Source organism: Streptomyces sp. NPDC111516 (assembly GCF_055635345.1).
The window spans coordinates 195,336-212,342 of sequence record NZ_JBVKBV010000012.1 but is presented as its reverse complement, the minus strand read 5'-3'; the positions used below and the strand labels follow the sequence as shown (position 1 = coordinate 212,342).

The following is a 17,007-nucleotide window of genomic DNA, read 5'->3' as shown; positions in this document are numbered from 1 at the left end:
ATCGACGTGAAGGTCGGCATCCCCCGCGAAGTCAAGAACAACGAGTTCCGCGTGGCGATCACGCCCGCCGGTGTGAACGAGCTCGTACGCCACGGCCACCAGGTCGTCGTCGAGGAGAGCGCCGGGGCCGGCTCCTCCATCACGGACGAGGAGTACATCGCCGCCGGGGCGCAGATCCTGCCCACCGCCGACGAGGTCTGGGCCACCGCCGACCTGCTGCTCAAGGTCAAGGAGCCGGTCGCCGAGGAGTACCACCGCCTCCGCAAGGACCAGATCCTCTTCACCTACCTGCACCTCGCCGCTTCCCGCGAGTGCACGGACGCGCTGCTGGAGTCGGGCACCACGGCCATCGCGTACGAGACGGTCGAGACCGCGAACCGCGCGCTGCCGTTGCTCGCCCCGATGTCCGAGGTCGCGGGCCGGCTGGCCCCGCAGGTCGGCGCCTACCACCTGATGCGCTCGGTCGGCGGCCGTGGTGTGCTGCCGGGCGGCGTCCCGGGCACGGCCCCCGGTGAGGCCGTCGTCATCGGCGGCGGCGTCTCCGGCTGGAACGCCACGCAGATCGCCGTCGGTCTCGGCTTCCACGTCACGCTGCTCGACAAGGACATCAACAAGCTGCGCGAGGCCGACAAGGTCTTCGGCACCAAGGTCAAGACCGTCGTCTCCAACGCCTTCGAGCTGGAGAAGGCCGTCATGGAGGCCGACCTCGTCATCGGCGCCGTGCTCATCCCGGGCGCCAAGGCTCCGAAGCTGGTCACCAACGAGCTCGTCGCGAAGATGAAGCCCGGAAGTGTACTTGTCGACATTGCGATCGATCAGGGTGGCTGCTTCGAGGACTCGCACCCGACGACGCACGCCGAGCCGACCTTCATGGTCCACAACTCGGTCTTCTACTGCGTCGCGAACATGCCGGGCGCGGTGCCGAACACCTCCACGTACGCCCTCACCAACGCCACGCTGCCGTACATCGTGGAGCTCGCGAACCGGGGCTGGGTCGAGGCGCTGCGCCGTGACGCCGCACTCGCCAAGGGTCTCAACACCCATGACGGGCAGGTCGTTTACCGTGAGGTGGCCGAGGCGCACGGCCTGGAGCACGTCGAGCTGAGCTCGCTTCTCGGCTGAGGGTTCCCCGCAGCCTGAAGGGTGTGGGAGGGTCTCCCCCTTCACTTCCCGTCAACCTCACGCGTCCGGCCGGACCTTGCCGAGCAAGGTCCGGCCGGACGCATGTCGGGCCACTGCGCGTTCCTCGTTCAACTCGTGTCGAACGTAACCCTTCTACCGATTCGTGCACCCGTCAGAAGTGCGCCCGGCTGGCTGCGTGCCCTTGACAGGGAGGTGTTCGATTGCCGACACATCGGGCCGGGTCCGGCGGATTGTGTTGCTGCGGAGCGGTGACACGCCATAGAGTCGCCAATCGTCGGCATGGTGCCACGCTGACCTATCGATAAGTTTCCTGGTCACGTCCAAGGAGGTAAGACGACTTGTGAATGAGTCGACAATTACTCCCGGGGGTGTTCAATCAGGGATGCCTGCACGGGGCCGGAGCCCGCACGGGCTGGAGGCTGTCGGCTCCGTCGCTGTCCGCACCTTCGCCACCAATCAGCACATGACGACAGCCCCCCAGATGATGGACGGCCTACACGTGAACGCCATGGCCGGCAACGAGAGTGGCCGAGAGACCGCCCACTTCGCCGACTTCGACGAGGTGCCCCAGGGGCACTTCTACGACCCCGACGCCGAGTACGAGCCCGATCCGGAGTACGCGGCCACCCTCGCGCCCGACGCTGCCCGCCAGCGCCGCGAGCGGATCGGCCCGACCGGTCGGCCCCTGCCCTACTTCCCGATCCCGGGACCGCTGACCGACCACGGTCCCGCGAAGATCATCGCGATGTGCAACCAGAAGGGCGGCGTGGGCAAGACCACGTCGACCATCAACCTGGGTGCCGCGCTCGCGGAGTACGGGCGCCGCGTCCTGCTCGTCGACTTCGACCCGCAGGGAGCCCTGTCGGTCGGGCTCGGCGTCAACCCGATGGAGCTCGACCTCACGGTCTACAACCTGCTCATGGAGCGGGGCATGTCGGCCGACGAGGTCCTGCTGAAGACCGCGGTCCCGAACATGGACCTGCTGCCCAGCAATATCGACCTGTCGGCTGCCGAGGTGCAGCTGGTGAGCGAGGTGGCCCGGGAGTCCACGCTGCAGCGCGCCCTGAAGCCGCTGATGGCCGACTACGACTACATCGTGATCGACTGTCAGCCGTCGCTGGGCCTGCTCACCGTGAACGCCCTGACGGCCGCCCACAAGGTCATAGTGCCGCTCGAGTGCGAGTTCTTCGCGCTGCGAGGTGTGGCACTGCTCACCGAGACCATCGAGAAGGTCCAGGAGCGGCTCAACCCGGATCTGGAGCTCGACGGCATCCTCGCCACCATGTACGACTCCCGTACGGTGCACAGCCGCGAGGTCCTCGCGCGCGTCGTCGAGGCCTTCGACGATCACGTCTACCACACGGTCATCGGGCGCACCGTGCGCTTTCCGGAGACCACGGTCGCCGGTGAGCCCATCACCACGTACGCCTCCAACTCGGTCGGTGCCGCCGCCTATCGCCAGCTCGCCAGGGAGGTGCTCGCCCGGTGTCACGCCGAGTGAGTCTGCCCGGGGCCGACGAACTGTTCCGTACCACCGGGGGGATGGGCCTGCAGGCGTCGTCCCCGGCGGACCGGCGGCGCAAGGCGAACGGCGACGCCCGGGTACCCGGGCCGGCCGGCGAGAGCGATCCCGGGGCCGACGGGTCCGGGGCGGGCGCGACGGAGACCGAGGCTCGGGAGGAGCACTCCGCGGCGGACGCCGACGCGGGGGAGTCACGCAGCCGCGGCGGTGACGGCGCCCGGGGCGCGGTGGCGGCGCAGTCGGGACGCAGGCCCCAGCAGTCCTCGCCGCCGGAACGGTCGGCCACTCGGTCCGCCACGTCGTCGTCCGCACCGGCGTCGGCTCCGGAGGCGGTTCCCGCTCCCGCCGTTCAGCAGCAGCGCAGGCGCGGAGGCGGGCGCGGGGCGAACCGGCGGCCCAGCGGCCGGGAGCGGCACGACGAGAAGATCACCGTCTATGTCTCGGCCGAGGAACTGATGGACCTCGAACACGCCCGTCTGGTGCTGCGCGGGGAGCACGGGCTCGCGGTCGACCGCGGGCGGATCGTCCGCGAGGCGGTCGCGGTGGTTCTGGCGGACCTGGAGTCGCGGGGCGACGCGAGCATCCTCGTACGGCGGCTGCGCGGCCGCTGACCGGTGGGGCGCCGGTAGCCTGCCCGGAGCGCATCCTTCCGACGGACCGGCCCTTCTCGTACGCCCGCCGCCCGTATCCCGCCGTCCCTGGACCCTCATGCCGACGACCGACGAGCCCGCCCGCACCCCTCGCCGCCCCTTGGGCCGCGGCCCGGGCGGCCGGGCCGCGCCGGTGGAGGGCGGGGACGGCGAATCCGTTGCCCGGGCGGTGGCCGATGCGGCAGCGGCCGCCGCATCCGTCGCGCCCGCCGGGCCCGAGGCGCCCCCAACGCCCGCCGAGACCGTCGTACTGGCAACACCGGGCTCGACCCCCGAGCCCGCCGACGACGGGCGGTTCACCGTACGGCTGGCGAACTTCGAGGGGCCCTTCGATCTGCTTCTGCAGCTCATCTCCAGGCACAAGCTGGATGTGACCGAAGTCGCACTGTCCAAGGTCACCGACGAGTTCATGGCGCACATCCGCGCCATGGGGCCGGACTGGGACCTGGATCAGACCACCGAGTTCCTCGTCGTCGCCGCGACCCTGCTCGATCTGAAGGCCGCCCGGCTGTTGCCGGCCGCCGAGGTGGAGGACGAGGCAGATCTGGCGCTGCTCGAAGCGCGGGACCTGCTCTTCGCCCGGCTGCTCCAGTACCGCGCGTACAAACGCATCGCCGACATCTTCAGTGACCGGCTGGAGTCGGAGGGGCTGCGCTTCCCGAGGACCGTGGGGCTGGAGCCGCACCACGCCGAGCTGCTGCCCGAGGTCGTCATCAGTATCGGGGCCGAGGGGTTCGCCGGGCTGGCCGTCAAGGCGATGCAGCCCAGGCCCGAGCCGCAGGTGTACGTCGATCACATCCACGCACCGCTGGTCAGCGTGCGGGAACAGGCCGAGATCGTGGTCGCGCGGCTGCGGGAGGCGGGGGAGATCAGTTTCCGGGTGCTCACCGAGGACGCCCAGGACACCCTCACCGTCGTCGCCCGGTTCCTCGCGCTGCTGGAGCTGTACCGGGAGAAGGCCGTCGCGCTCGACCAGGACGAGGCCCTCGGGGAACTTCTGGTGCGCTGGGCCGGAGGAGAGGGGGCCGAGCCCGTCGTGACGGACGAGTTCGACACCGAGGTGACCGAGGCGCAGGACGTCCAGGAGGATGTGAAGGCATGAGTCAGCAGGACACCACGGGTTCCACCGTCGCGGACCTTGATCTCAAGCCCGCACTGGAGGCCGTCCTCATGGTCGTCGACGAGCCCGCCACCGAGGAGCATCTCGCCAAGGTGCTCGAGCGGCCCCGGAGGGCCGTCGCCGACGCGCTGCGCGAGCTGGCCGACGAGTACGCCGTGCAGCGCCGCGGTTTCGATCTGCGGCTGGTCGCGGGCGGCTGGCGCTTCTATACCCGCCCGGAGTACGCGGCGGCCGTCGAGGGCTTCGTCCTGGACGGCCGGCAGGCCCGTCTCACACAGGCGGCCCTGGAGACCCTCGCCGTGGTCGCGTACCGCCAGCCGGTCAGCCGGTCGAGAGTGTCCGCGGTCCGCGGCGTGAACTGCGACGGGGTCATGCGGACCCTGCTCCAGCGGGGCCTCGTCGAGGAAGCGGGCGCGGAACCCGAAACAGGTGCGATCCTGTACAGGACGACGAACTACTTTCTGGAGCGGATGGGCCTGCGTGGCCTGGATGAGCTCCCGGAGCTCGCGCCCTTCCTCCCCGAGGCGGACGCGATCGAGGCTGAGACGCTAGAGGGTGTGCCGTCGTTCGATCCGGACGCACCGGACACCCCGGATACTCACGCAGACGACAAGACGGAATTTTGATGCGAAGCAGTGGCAGGAACAGCGGAAGCGGCAGCGGCAAGAGCGGCGGCAACCGGAATCCCCGGGGTGCCGGCGCCGGCCGCGACGGCAAGCAGGAGCAGCGTCCCCGTCGGCCCCGGCCCGAGGAGCGCCGCTACGACGTGGGCTCCACCGGAGAGAAGAGCGGCGAAGGACCCCGCAAGGGCCGCGGCGCGGCGGCCCGTGGCGGCGCCAAGGGCGGCCCGAAGCCCGCGCAGTCCGGCGGCAGGAGCGGCGGCCCGCGTCGCCAGGGCGCCCCGTCCCGTCCGCGCGAGCTCGATGCCAAGATCGAGCAGCGCAACCGGGACAGGTACGCGGGCAAGCCCGACATCAGGACGCCCAAGACCCACCCGGGCGCCGAGCAGGAGGGCGAGCGGCTGCAGAAGGTCCTCGCCAGGGCCGGCATGGGCTCGCGCCGGGCGTGCGAGGAGCTGATCGAGCAGGCACGTGTCGAGGTCAACGGCGAGATCGTCGTCGAGCAGGGCATGCGCGTCGACGTGCACAAGGACGAGATCAAGGTCGACGGTCTGACCGTGGCCGCCCAGTCGTACCTCTTCTTCGCGCTGAACAAGCCCGCCGGTGTCGTCTCCTCCATGGAGGACCCGGACGGCCGCCAGTGCCTCGGCGACTACGTCACCAACCGTGAGACGCGGCTCTTCCACGTCGGCCGGCTGGACACCGAGACCGAGGGCATCATCATGCTCACCAACCACGGCGAGCTGGCCCACCGCCTGACCCATCCCAAGTACGGGGTGAAGAAGACCTACCTGGCCGCCATCCAGGGACCGCTCCCGCGCGACCTGGGCAAGCGTCTCAAGGACGGCATCCAGCTGGAGGACGGGTACGCCCGCGCCGACCACTTCCGGGTCGTCGAGAACACCGGCAAGAACTACCTGGTCGAGGTGACCCTCCACGAGGGCCGCAAGCACATCGTCCGCCGGATGCTGGCCGAGGCCGGCTTCCCGGTCGAGCGGCTCGTACGGACCTCCTTCGGGCCGATCCCGCTGGGCGACCAGAAGTCCGGCTGGCTGCGCCGCCTCACCAACACCGAGGTCGGCATGCTGATGCGCGAGGTCGGTCTGTAAGCGCGTCCGCTCCACGGCCCGCGGCCGGTTCCTGCTTTCGATTTTCGAACAGGAATCGGCCGCGGGCCTTTTGCTGTGCCCGTTCCACCTTTATAGTCAGAATGACTATTAAGGAGGCGGGAGTGAGTCTCGCGGATGTCCTCGATCCCCTGCAGCAACCCCTGGTGACGGTCCTCGACACCCCGGTCAGCTGGACCGAGGTGCTCGGCTTCGGCAGTGGGGCGCTGTGCGTCTGGCTCGTGGCCCGCCAGCACCTCGCCAACTGGCCCATCGGCATCGCCAACAACCTCTTCTTCATCCTGCTGTTCGCCCAGTCCGGCCTGTACGCCGACGCCGGCCTCCAGATCGTCTTCATCGCCCTTGCCGCGTACGGCTGGTGGACCTGGACCCACGGGGGTGGACCAGGTGCACCGGACCTGCCGGTGCGACGCACCACCCGCACCGAATGGACCTGGCTGCTCGCGGCAGGGGCGGTGGGGACCGTCGCCCTCACCGTCCTGCTGGACCACGCCACCGACTCGACCGTGCCCTTCTGGGACGCCCTGACGACCGCGCTGTCCCTGACGGCGACGTACGGACAGTGCAGGAAGCTCGTCGAGTCGTGGTGGCTCTGGATCGCCGCCGATGTGGTGTACATCCCGCTGTACGCGTACAAGGAGCTGTATCCGACCTCCCTGCTGTACGTCGGCTTCCTCACGCTGTGCCTGATCGGCCTGCGCAACTGGCAGCGTGATCTCGCCGTACAGCACCGGCCCGTGGAGGCAGCGGCATGAAGCGCTTCGCGCACGGGCTCGTCCTCGGCAAGTTCTATCCGCCCCACGCCGGCCACCACCACCTCGTCCGCACCGCGCAGGACCGGTGCGAGCGGCTGACCGTGCTGGTGTGCGCCGCCTCCGTCGAGTCCGTACCGCTCGACGACCGGGTGGCGTGGATGCGGGAGGTGCACCCGGACGTACGGGTCGTGGGCGCCGTCGACGACATCCGCATGGATCTCCACGACCCGGCCATCTGGGACGCCCACATGGCCGTCTTCACCGAGGCCGTGCCCGAGCCGGTGGACGCCGTTTTCACCTCGGAGTCGTACGGGGAGGAACTGGCGCGCCGGTTCGGCGCCGAATCCGTCTGCGTCGACCCCGACCGCACGGTCTTCCCGGTCTCCGGAACCGCCGTCCGCAAGGACCCGGTCGGCTGTTGGGACTTCCTCGAACCGCCCGTACGGGCCGCGCTCACCCGCCGGATCGTCGTCCTCGGCGCGGAATCCACCGGCACCACGACGATGGCCCGCGCCCTCGCCGACCACTACCGCAGGCGCGGCGGCGTCTGGACGCAGACCCGCTACGTCGCCGAGTACGGGCGGGAGTTCAGCGAACAGAAGCTGGCCGCGCTGCGCGACCGGTGGCCCGGGGCGCAGTGGGAGGACGTCGCCTTCACCACCGAGGACTTCCCGTTGATCGCCGAGGCGCAGAACGCCAAGGAGGAGGCGGCCGCGCGCACCGGGTCGCCGGTGCTCTTCTGCGACACCGACTCCTTCGCCACCACCGTCTGGCACGAGCGGTACATCGGCGGCCGCAACCCGCTCGTCGAGGAGACCGCCGACCGCGTCGCCCATCACCTGTGGCTGCTCACCGACCACGAGGGCGTCGCCTTCGAGGACGACGGGCTGCGCGACGGCGAGGAGCTGCGGCCCTGGATGACCGACCGCTTCCGGGCCGAACTCACCCGCACCGGAAGGCGGTTCATCGAACTCACCGGAACCCACGAGGAACGCCTGGCCACCGCGCTCACCGCCGTCGACACCCTGCTCGCCGCCGGCTGGAACTTCGCCGCACCCCTCCCGGAGCACCGATGAGCGCCGACGTGCCCGCGGGCTACGACCCGTACGCCTTCGAACCCTTCGCGGTCACCGTCGACCTCGCCGTCTTCACGGTCCGCGACACCCGGCTGAACGTCCTGCTCGTCGAGCGGGGCGAGGACCCGTACAAGGGCCACTGGGCACTGCCCGGCGGCTTCGTCCAGCCCCGCGAATCCGCCGAGGAAGCCGCCCGCCGGGAGCTCGCCGAGGAGACCGGCCTGACCGAGGGCACCGTGTCCGCCTTCCACCTGGAACAACTGCGCACCTACAGCGACCCGGACCGCGACCCGAGGATGCGGGTCGTCTCCGTCGCCTACACCGCACTCGTCCCCGACCTGCCCGAGCCCCGCGGCGGGGGCGACGCCGCCAACGCGCGGTGGTGGGACGCCGAAACCCTCGGCCCGCTCGCCTTCGACCACGACCGCATCCTGGCCGACGCACACGACCGCATCGGCGCCAGACTCGAATACAGCTGCCTGGCCACCGCCTTCTGCCCGCCCGAATTCACCCTGGGAGAACTCCAACGGGTCTACGAGACGGTCTGGGGCGTCGAGCTGGACCGGCCCAACTTCCGGCGCAAGGTCCTCACCACGCCCGGCTTCGTCCAGGCCGTGGAAGGATCGCCGCGCCGCACCGGCGGACGGGGAAAACCGGCCGCTCTCTACCGGGCGGGTGCCGCTACCGCCCTGCACCCCCCACTCCTGCGACCGGAAGGAAGAACCACGTGATCGTGACCAGGACCATCACCAAACAGGCCGCCACCGGCGCACTGACCGGGCTCGCGCTCGGCGATGCACTGGGCTTCCCGACCGAGTTCAACAACGTGCCCTCGATCCTCGCCAAGTGCGGGCCGTGGCGTCAGATGCGGCTGCCGAAGCCGGCGATCGTCACCGACGACACCCAGATGACGCTGGCCCTGGGGCGCGGCATCCGTACTGCCATGGACCGCGGGCTGCTCACCCCGCTGCGGCTGGCCCGCCCGGTGCGCGAGGAGTTCGTCGACTGGTACCACTCGCCCGACAACAACCGTGCCCCCGGCCGCACCTGCATGACCGCCTGCCGCCTGCTCGACAGCGACCGGCTCTGGCAGGAGGCCAGCCAGACCGGCTCCAAGGGCTGCGGCGCCAACATGCGGGTCGCGCCGGTCGGGCTCGTGCCGGGGCTGAGCGACGAACAGCGCTCCGGCGCCGCCCAGTTGCAGGCGGCCCTCACCCACGGACACCCGACCGCGCTCGCCGCGTCCGACCTGATGGCACGCGCGGTGTACCTGCTGGCGCAGGGCGCGGAGCCGATGGGACTGATCGGGCAGCTGCGCAGCTACGCTTACGAGAACAGCAGCCGCTACCTCACGCGCTGGCTCGGCGACCTCTGGCGGTACGCGGGCGACTCCTCCCCGGAGCTGTACATCCAGCGCGGCTGGGACGAATGCCTCACCGCCCTGGCCCGCGTCCAGGACGCCCTGCGCGACCCGTCCCCGGAGACCGATCCCTGCGAGACGACCGGCGACGGCTGGATCGCCGAGGAGGCCCTGGCCACGGCCCTGCACTGCTTCCTGCTCTTCCCCGAAGAACCCGTCACCGCCCTGCGCCGGGCCGCCTGCACCCGGGGCGACTCGGACTCCCTCGGCTGCCTGACCGGCGCGCTCGCCGGGGCGCATCTGGGGGCGGGGGCCTGGCCCAAGGAGTGGTCGGAGCGGATCGAGTACCGGAGCGATCTGCTGTCGCTGGGGGCGCTCTGGGACGCTTGATCCATGAGTACGGAAACGACGCACCTGAGAGAGGCCGGGCTGCCGGTCACCGACTTCGGCCCGGTGCTCGCCGAAGAGCGCGACCCGCTGGTGTTCGCCACGGTCTCCGGAGCGCATCTGTACGGGTTCCCGTCCAGGGACTCGGATGTGGACCTTCGGGGGGTCCATCTCCTGCCCGCGGACGAACTCCTCGGGCTGCGCAGGCCCGAGGAGACGCGCTCACGGATGTGGGACAGGCGCGGGGTCGAGATGGACCTGGTCACCCATGATCTGCGGAAGTTCGTCCGGTTGATGCTGAAACCGAACGGCTACGTGCTGGAACAGTTGCTGTCTCCGCTCGTTGTGCACACGAGTGAGTTGCACGCGGAACTGGTGGAGCTGGCGCCCGATGTGCTCACCCGCAATCACGCGCACCACTACCGCGGGTTCGCCAACACTCAGTGGCGGCTCTTCGAGAAGACGGGCGAACTGAAGCCGCTGCTGTACACGTTCCGGGCGCTGCTCACCGGTATCCATCTGATGCGCAGCGGTGAGGTGCGGGCGCATCTGCCGACGCTCCTCGGGGAGGTGGCCGCTCCGGCGTATCTGCCCGAGCTGATCGCCGCGAAGGCCGAGGCCGAGCACAAGGGAGCGGAGGATGCGGACGGGGCCGTGGTGTCCCGGGACATCGAGATACTGCACGGGGCGCTTGACGAGGCGCAGGCGGAATCCAGGCTTCCCGAGGGGGCCGGCGGGTTCGACGGGCTGCACGATCTTGTGGTGCGTGCGCGGTTGACGGGGCGGGCGTCGTTGTCCTCGATCGCCGGACGGGCTTGAATGTCCGCTCGTCCGCGGGGCGCGCCCGCCGGCGGGGCGGGCCGTTCACCCCTGGTCGGGCCGGAGCGCGGACGACCGGCGGGTGCGGATCAGGAAGTCCTCCACGCGAGCCCGGTCCGGCTGTGGGGGGAGCGGGGAGCACTCGGCCGCCTCGTCGTTCTCCTCGGCCAGGCGGGTCATGCGGCGTTCGACCTCCGGCCATGGCACCTCGCCGCGCTTCACCGCCAGCAGCTCCTCCCGGGCGGGCCCCACCTCGATCACGAGCTCGCCCGTGCGCAGCAGATCCCGGCAACTGGTCAGCAGCCGCAGCAAATGCATGGCGTGCTTCCAGCGCGGCGCCCCGTACTGCCGTACGTCCGCCTCCAGCTTCCGGCGCTGGCCCGACGCGTACCGGACGAAGGTCTGATGGGCCAGACGGGACAGGAACGCCCCGCGCAGGGAGAGGAGTTCACGGCCCACCGCGTCGACGTGTTCCACCAGAGGCGAGTGCAGGCACTCCAGCACATTGGGGTTGGCGCGCAGGGCCAGCTCGCAGAAGCGTTCCAGCTCCCAGGAGAACTGCTCCTCCGCCGGGCCGTCGACGTGCGTCGGTGGCTTGTCGAACCGCCAGAACAGCGGGGTCGGCGCGAGGAAGACGCCGCGCCGGTCGGTGTCGCTGCCGTCCGTGGCGAGGCCGAAGGCGCGTGAGCCCATCACGCAGGAGTAGACCGTGTGGTCGCGTACGAGAGTCTCGGCGTCAGGGGTGATCATGCCGGCGAGGTTACGTGGGCGAAAACATGTTGCACCGGAAGATCCTCGGTGTTCCGATCACCACGACGGTGATCGGAAAGGCTCGCCGCGCCGCCCTCCGGTGAGCGCGATGACGACGCCTCCGCACCCCGGAGAACCTCCGCACCCCGGAGAAGAAGTATCCGTTCTGTACACCAGGTTCGAACGCCTGCCGTACCCGGCCCGTATGCGGGCCATCGCCGAACACATCCGCTCCCTGGCCGGACCAGCCGGCCGCACTGCGGGACAGCGAGCATCGGGATGTCGCGGCGGCGGCGCTTCTGGCCGATGTCCGCCGGGCCGGTCAGGCGACCGCTGTGTGACGGCGGCCCCGCCCAAGTGGCAGGAGCCCCGGTTCTGATCGACATTGTCGATAAATCACCTCATCCGGAAAGGCGGAACCATGGCGGGAAGCGACCTCGGCAGCCTGCTGGGCAGTTTGCTGGGCGGTGGCGGCCAGGGCGGTGGCACCGGCGGCGCCGGAACATAACTCTCCGGCCGCCGTCCTTCTCCCGCCCCACCGCCCTGCCCCGTCTCACTGGGAGAGCACCGCGGCCGCCCCTCGCCCCTCCCCTCTAGGCTGATCCCGCAGAAGGATCACGCAGGCGGACAGCAGGCGCGACCCGTACGAAGAAGCGAGGAGCACGACGTGGCGGTACGAGCGGTCCGTGGAGCCGTCCAGCTGGAGCAGGACGAGGCCGGACACATGGGTGAGCGGGTCAGCGCCCTGCTCACCGCCGTCCTGGAGCGCAACAGCCTCGTCGCGGACGACCTGATCAGCATCTGGTTCACGGCCACCCCCGATCTGCACAGCGACTTCCCGGCCGCCGCGGCGCGCGGGATCGGTATCGTCGACGTACCACTGATCTGCGCCCAGGAGCTGGACATCGTGGGCGCCATGCCCCGCGTGGTACGAATCCTCGCGCACGTCGAGACGTACCTTCCCAAGTCCGAGATCGCGCACGTGTACCTCGGTGCCACCGCCGCCCTCCGCAAGGACATCGCCCAGTGAGAACCGCCCTCGTCATCGGAACGGGCCTCGTCGGCACCTCCGCGGCCCTCGCCCTGGCAGGGCGCGGCATCCATGTTCACCTCGTCGACCACGACCCCGAATCGGCCCGCACCGCGGCCGCGCTCGGCGCCGGTACGGACGAGGCGCCCGAGGGCCCTGTCGACCTGGCGATCATCGCCGTGCCGCCCGCCCACGTCGCCTCGGTGCTGGACACTGCCATGCGGGACGGCGTCGCCCGCGGCTACCTCGACGTCGCCAGCGTCAAGGGCGGCCCGCGCCGCGAACTGGAAGCCCGCGGCGTCGACCTCGGCCCGTACATCGGTACGCACCCCATGGCCGGCAAGGAGCGGTCCGGCCCCCTCGCCGCCACCGCGGACCTCTTCGAGGGCCGCCCCTGGGTCCTCACACCGACCCGTGACACCGACACCGAGGTCCTCAACCTCGCCCTGGAGCTGGTCGCGCTCTGCCGCGCCGTCCCGGTCGTCATGGACGCCGACGCCCACGACCGGGCCGTCGCCCTGGTCTCCCACACCCCGCAGCTGATCTCGTCGATGGTCGCCGCCCGGCTGGAGGAGGCCGACGAGACCGCCGTACGCCTCTGCGGCCAGGGCATCAGGGACGTCACCCGGATCGCCGCCTCCGACCCCCGGATGTGGGTGGAGATCCTCTCCGCCAATCCCGGGCCGGTCGCCGACGTACTGGCCGGGGTCGCCGCCGATCTGGACGAGACGGTACGGGCGCTGCGCGGTCTGCAGTCCGGCGACGACGACAAGCGCCGCGCAGGCACCGAAGGCATCGAGGACGTCCTGCGCCGCGGCAACGCGGGACGGGTCCGGGTGCCCGGCAAGCACGGGACGGCCCCCGCCTCGTACGAGATCGTGTCCGTGCTCATCAGCGACCGGCCGGGCGAACTGGCCAGGATCTTCGCCGACGCGGGACGGGTCGGGGTCAACGTCGAGGACGTCCGAATCGAGCATGCCACCGGGCAGCAGGCGGGCCTGGTCCAGCTCATGGTCGAACCGAGCGCGGCCGCCGAGCTGCGCACGGCACTGCGTGAGCAGGGCTGGTCGATACGCCAGTAGACCCGGGGCGGCAGGCCCGGGAGGCGGTTGTCCACAGGGGTGCAGAGGACCGCTCCGACACTCGGTAACCTTGTGCGGGGCGGGTTCGCGCGTCCCCGTCCCGCCCACCCCGTGTACCAGGAAGGTGTCCACCACCGTGGAAACCGCAAGCGCCGCCGCCCGGACGGCCCCGGCCGCAGTGATCGTCGCCATCGACGGGCCCTCGGGCACCGGCAAGTCGAGCACGTCCAAGGCCGTCGCCGCCCAGCTCGGCCTGAGCTACCTGGACACCGGCGCCCAGTACCGGGCGATCACCTGGTGGATGCTGAACAACGGCATCGACGTGCACGACGCGATGGAGGTGGCGACCGCCGCCGCGAAGCCGGTCATCGTCTCCGGTACGGACCCGGCCGCCCCGACGATCACGGTTGACGGCGAGGACGCCTCGGGCCCGATCCGTACCCAGGAGGTCACCTCCAGGGTCAGCGCTGTCAGCGCGGTCCCCGAGGTGCGCACCCGGATCACCGAACTGCAGCGCACCATCGCCGCCGCGGCCGACCGGGGCATAGTGGTCGAGGGCCGCGACATCGGCACCACGGTGCTGCCCGACGCGGACCTGAAGATCTTCCTCACCGCATCGCCGGAGGCGCGCGCCGCCCGCCGCAGCGGCGAGGTCAAGGGCTCCGATGTCGCCGCCACCAAGGAGGCGCTGATCAAGCGGGACGCGGCCGACTCCGGCCGCAAGACCTCCCCGCTGGCCAAGGCGGACGATGCCGTCGAGGTGGACACCACGGAGCTGACCCTCCAGCAGGTCATCGAGTGCGTCGTCACCCTCGTCGAGGAGAAGCGGGCCGTGAAGTGACCCGAGCCACGGGCTCGCCCTCGCGGCGCGGTGCGGCGGTCGGGCGCGGGATCGGGATCGGCCTGATGTACGGGCTGTGGAAGCCCCGCGTCCTCGGTGCGTGGCGGGTTCCCGCCTCCGGACCCGTCATACTCGCAGTGAACCACTCCCACAACATCGACGGTCCGATGCTGATGGGCACCGCGCCCCGGCCCGTCCACTTCCTGATCAAGAAAGAGGCGTTCGTCGGTCCGCTCGATCCGTTCCTGCGCGGAATCGGGCAGCTGAAGGTGGACCGTACGACCGCCGACCGCACCGCCATCACCGACGCCCTCGGCGTGCTGGAGAGCGGTGGGGTGCTCGGGATCTTCCCCGAGGGCACCAGGGGCGAGGGCGACTTCGCCTCCCTGCGTGCCGGGCTCGCGTATTTCGCCGTACGCAGCGGGGCGCCGATCGTGCCCGTGGCGGTACTGGGAAGCACCGAGCGTCGCGGGCGACTGGTGTCGGCACTGCCGCCGTTGCGCAGCCGGGTCGATGTCGTCTTCGGCGACGCCTTCGACGCGGGCGACGGCAGTGGGCGGCGGACGCGGAAGGCGCTGGACGAGGCGACGGTGCGGATCCAGGCGCGGCTGACCGCCCATCTGGACGAGGCCAGGCGTTTCACCGGGCGTAGGTAAGACTTGAGTAGTGGGCCGCGTGGACGTGGCCCATCGATGATGACGCAAAGAGGAACGGACTTCATGAACGACCAGATTCACTCCGACGGCTCGGACCACGAGCACGGAGCGCTTGGCGACGCCGAGTACGCGGAGTTCATGGAGCTCGCCGCGGAGGAGGGCTTCGACGCCGAAGAGGTCGAGGGCGCGATCGGTGAGGCCGGTCACGGACCGCTTCCCGTGCTCGCCGTCGTCGGCCGCCCCAATGTCGGCAAGTCGACGCTGGTGAACCGGATCATCGGCCGCCGCGAGGCGGTCGTCGAGGACAAGCCCGGCGTCACCCGCGACCGCGTCACCTACGAGGCCGAATGGGCGGGCCGCCGCTTCAAGGTCGTCGACACCGGCGGCTGGGAGCAGGACGTGCTGGGCATCGACGCCTCCGTCGCCGCCCAGGCCGAGTACGCGATCGAGGCCGCCGACGCGGTCGTCTTCGTGGTCGACTCGACCGTCGGCGCGACCGACACCGACGAAGCCGTCGTCAAGCTGCTGCGCCGGGCCGGCAAACCCGTCGTGCTGTGCGCCAACAAGGTCGACGGGCAGAGCGGCGAGGCGGACGCCACCGCGCTCTGGTCGTTGGGCCTCGGCGAGCCGTACCCGGTCTCCTCGCTGCACGGCCGCGGCACCGGCGACCTGCTCGACGCCGTACTCGAAGCACTTCCCGAGGCCCCGGCACAGCGCTTCGGCACCGCGATCGGCGGACCGCGCCGGATCGCGCTCATCGGCCGTCCGAACGTCGGCAAGTCCTCGCTGCTGAACAAGGTGGCGAACGAGGACCGCGTCGTCGTCAACGAGCTCGCGGGCACTACCCGTGACCCGGTCGACGAGCTGATCGAGCTCGGCGGCATCACCTGGAAGTTCATCGACACGGCCGGTATCCGCCGCCGCGTCCACCTCCAGGAGGGCGCGGACTACTATGCCTCGCTGCGCACCGCCGCCGCCGTGGAGAAGGCCGAGGTCGCCGTCGTCCTGATCGACGCCAGCGAGTCCATCAGCGTCCAGGACCAGCGCATCATCACCATGGCCGTGGAGGCCGGGCGCGCCCTGGTGATCGCGTACAACAAGTGGGACACCCTCGACGAGGAGCGCCGCTACTACCTGGAGCGCGAGATCGAGACGGAGCTCGCGCAGATCGCGTGGGCCCCGCGGGTCAACGTCTCCGCCGTCACCGGCAGGCACATGGAGAAGCTGGTCCCGGCGATCGAGACCGCCCTCGCCGGCTGGGAGACCCGCGTCCCCACCGGTCGGCTGAACGCCTTCCTCGGTGAGGTCGTCGCCTCGCACCCGCACCCCGTCCGCGGCGGCAAGCAGCCCAGGATCCTCTTCGGCACCCAGGCGGGCACCAAGCCGCCGCGCTTCGTGCTGTTCTCCTCGGGCTTCCTGGAGCACGGCTACCGACGCTTCGTCGAGCGTCGACTGCGCGAGGAGTTCGGCTTCGAGGGCACCCCGATCCACATCTCGGTGCGGGTCCGCGAGAAGCGTGGCCGCAACAAGTAGCACGCAGGTCCCATGGCGGAGCCCCGGACCGTTTCGGATATGAAACGGTCCGGGGCTCCGTCGTACGGTCAGGCCCCTCGCGATTCCGATCCCGGGGGCAGAGCCGCGGGCTGGGGCCGCCCGGAGTGCCGCCCCACTCGCTGCCAGGAACCGAGACCGCTGGTGTGCGTGCTCGCGCCGCTGCCGTGTCCGGTGACCCCGCTGTGTACGGAGAGTCCGACGGAGAGGGCGGCGGAGTGACCGGAGTGGCCACTCAGCGGCACGCGGCTGCCGAAGAACCCGCTGCCGAAGGCCACGAAGCCGAGATTCTCCTCGCCGCTGCGATCACCGGGAAGCGCCCGGAACGACCGGCGGTACTCGGAGTACAGCGCGTCGTAGATCGGGGTGTGGGACTGACCGCCCGATGGCTCCTGCGCGGGGCGCATGGCAGGGATCGGGCTCGGGCGCTGGCGGGAGGAGTCGTATGAGTGCACGTATGTGCCAACGACCCCACTGGCCGTCGGATGCGGGCCCGGCGGAGAAATAGCTGTTCGCCG

18 protein-coding genes are annotated in these 17,007 nt (G+C 70.6%); 16 read left to right on the top strand and 2 right to left on the bottom strand.

The window, feature by feature from the left end; translation table 11 throughout:
• Positions 1-6 precede the first annotated feature (6 nt).
• From ald to ACZ7L9_RS23150, 11 genes are all read left to right on the top strand, one after another.
• The gene (gene ald / locus ACZ7L9_RS23200; protein WP_471417689.1) at positions 7-1,122 is read left to right on the top strand and encodes an alanine dehydrogenase; all 1,116 of its coding nucleotides are present in this window, start codon (positions 7-9) and stop codon (positions 1,120-1,122) included.
• A gap of 403 nt (positions 1,123-1,525) precedes the next feature.
• Positions 1,526-2,644 carry a ParA family protein gene (locus ACZ7L9_RS23195; protein ID WP_266745359.1) on the top strand — a complete coding sequence of 373 codons (1,119 nt, stop codon included), beginning with the start codon at positions 1,526-1,528 and terminating at the stop codon, positions 2,642-2,644.
• Positions 2,641-3,276, top strand: a complete 636-nt coding sequence (locus ACZ7L9_RS23190; protein ID WP_471417687.1) for a hypothetical protein — start codon at positions 2,641-2,643, stop codon at positions 3,274-3,276. Before ACZ7L9_RS23195 ends, ACZ7L9_RS23190 begins: the two co-directional genes overlap by 4 nt.
• 97 nt (positions 3,277-3,373) lie before the next feature.
• A complete protein-coding gene (locus ACZ7L9_RS23185; RefSeq protein ID WP_471417638.1) occupies positions 3,374-4,417 on the top strand; it encodes a segregation and condensation protein A in 1,044 nt (347 codons plus the stop codon).
• On the top strand, positions 4,414-5,061 hold the full coding sequence (gene scpB, locus ACZ7L9_RS23180; protein ID WP_471417636.1) for an SMC-Scp complex subunit ScpB: 648 nt from the start codon (positions 4,414-4,416) through the stop codon (positions 5,059-5,061). Before ACZ7L9_RS23185 ends, scpB begins: the two co-directional genes overlap by 4 nt.
• The gene (locus ACZ7L9_RS23175) at positions 5,061-6,164 is read left to right on the top strand and encodes a pseudouridine synthase (RefSeq protein WP_471417634.1); all 1,104 of its coding nucleotides are present in this window, start codon (positions 5,061-5,063) and stop codon (positions 6,162-6,164) included. Before scpB ends, ACZ7L9_RS23175 begins: the two co-directional genes overlap by 1 nt.
• 122 nt (positions 6,165-6,286) lie before the next feature.
• Positions 6,287-6,937: a nicotinamide riboside transporter PnuC gene (gene pnuC, locus ACZ7L9_RS23170; RefSeq protein WP_471417632.1), complete on the top strand. Its 651-nt coding sequence runs from the start codon at positions 6,287-6,289 to the stop codon at positions 6,935-6,937.
• Positions 6,934-8,013, top strand: coding sequence for an AAA family ATPase (locus ACZ7L9_RS23165; protein WP_471417630.1), 1,080 nt, complete (start codon positions 6,934-6,936; stop codon positions 8,011-8,013). The genes pnuC and ACZ7L9_RS23165 overlap by 4 nt, the downstream gene beginning before the upstream one ends.
• The gene (locus ACZ7L9_RS23160) at positions 8,010-8,744 is read left to right on the top strand and encodes an NUDIX hydrolase (protein WP_471417628.1); all 735 of its coding nucleotides are present in this window, start codon (positions 8,010-8,012) and stop codon (positions 8,742-8,744) included. Before ACZ7L9_RS23165 ends, ACZ7L9_RS23160 begins: the two co-directional genes overlap by 4 nt.
• On the top strand, positions 8,741-9,763 hold the full coding sequence (locus ACZ7L9_RS23155) for an ADP-ribosylglycohydrolase family protein (RefSeq protein WP_471417626.1): 1,023 nt from the start codon (positions 8,741-8,743) through the stop codon (positions 9,761-9,763). The genes ACZ7L9_RS23160 and ACZ7L9_RS23155 overlap by 4 nt, the downstream gene beginning before the upstream one ends.
• 3 nt (positions 9,764-9,766) lie before the next feature.
• Positions 9,767-10,579: a nucleotidyltransferase domain-containing protein gene (locus tag ACZ7L9_RS23150; RefSeq protein ID WP_471417624.1), complete on the top strand. Its 813-nt coding sequence runs from the start codon at positions 9,767-9,769 to the stop codon at positions 10,577-10,579.
• Between the two features lie 45 nt (positions 10,580-10,624).
• Here ACZ7L9_RS23150 and ACZ7L9_RS23145 read toward each other — a convergent pair whose 3' ends face one another.
• On the bottom strand, positions 10,625-11,329 hold the full coding sequence (locus ACZ7L9_RS23145) for a nucleotidyltransferase domain-containing protein (RefSeq protein ID WP_471417622.1): 705 nt from the start codon (positions 11,327-11,329) through the stop codon (positions 10,625-10,627).
• 667 nt (positions 11,330-11,996) lie between these two features.
• Here ACZ7L9_RS23145 and aroH point away from each other — a divergent pair.
• The 5 genes from aroH (at position 11,997) to der (ending at position 16,471) form a co-directional block, all read left to right on the top strand.
• On the top strand, positions 11,997-12,359 hold the full coding sequence (aroH, locus tag ACZ7L9_RS23140; protein WP_471417619.1) for a chorismate mutase: 363 nt from the start codon (positions 11,997-11,999) through the stop codon (positions 12,357-12,359).
• A complete protein-coding gene (locus tag ACZ7L9_RS23135) occupies positions 12,356-13,441 on the top strand; it encodes a prephenate dehydrogenase (protein ID WP_471417618.1) in 1,086 nt (361 codons plus the stop codon). Before aroH ends, ACZ7L9_RS23135 begins: the two co-directional genes overlap by 4 nt.
• A gap of 124 nt (positions 13,442-13,565) precedes the next feature.
• Positions 13,566-14,282: a (d)CMP kinase gene (gene cmk, locus ACZ7L9_RS23130; protein WP_471417616.1), complete on the top strand. Its 717-nt coding sequence runs from the start codon at positions 13,566-13,568 to the stop codon at positions 14,280-14,282.
• Positions 14,279-14,938, top strand: coding sequence for a lysophospholipid acyltransferase family protein (locus ACZ7L9_RS23125; RefSeq protein ID WP_471417613.1), 660 nt, complete (start codon positions 14,279-14,281; stop codon positions 14,936-14,938). The genes cmk and ACZ7L9_RS23125 overlap by 4 nt, the downstream gene beginning before the upstream one ends.
• A gap of 63 nt (positions 14,939-15,001) precedes the next feature.
• Entirely contained in the window at positions 15,002-16,471 is a 1,470-nt protein-coding gene (der, locus tag ACZ7L9_RS23120; RefSeq protein WP_471417612.1) for a ribosome biogenesis GTPase Der, read from the top strand.
• Between the two features lie 68 nt (positions 16,472-16,539).
• On the opposite strand, the gene ACZ7L9_RS23115 is transcribed toward der, so the two are convergent.
• Positions 16,540-16,896, bottom strand: a complete 357-nt coding sequence (locus tag ACZ7L9_RS23115; RefSeq protein WP_471417610.1) for a hypothetical protein — start codon at positions 16,894-16,896, stop codon at positions 16,540-16,542.
• Positions 16,897-17,007 lie beyond the last annotated feature (111 nt).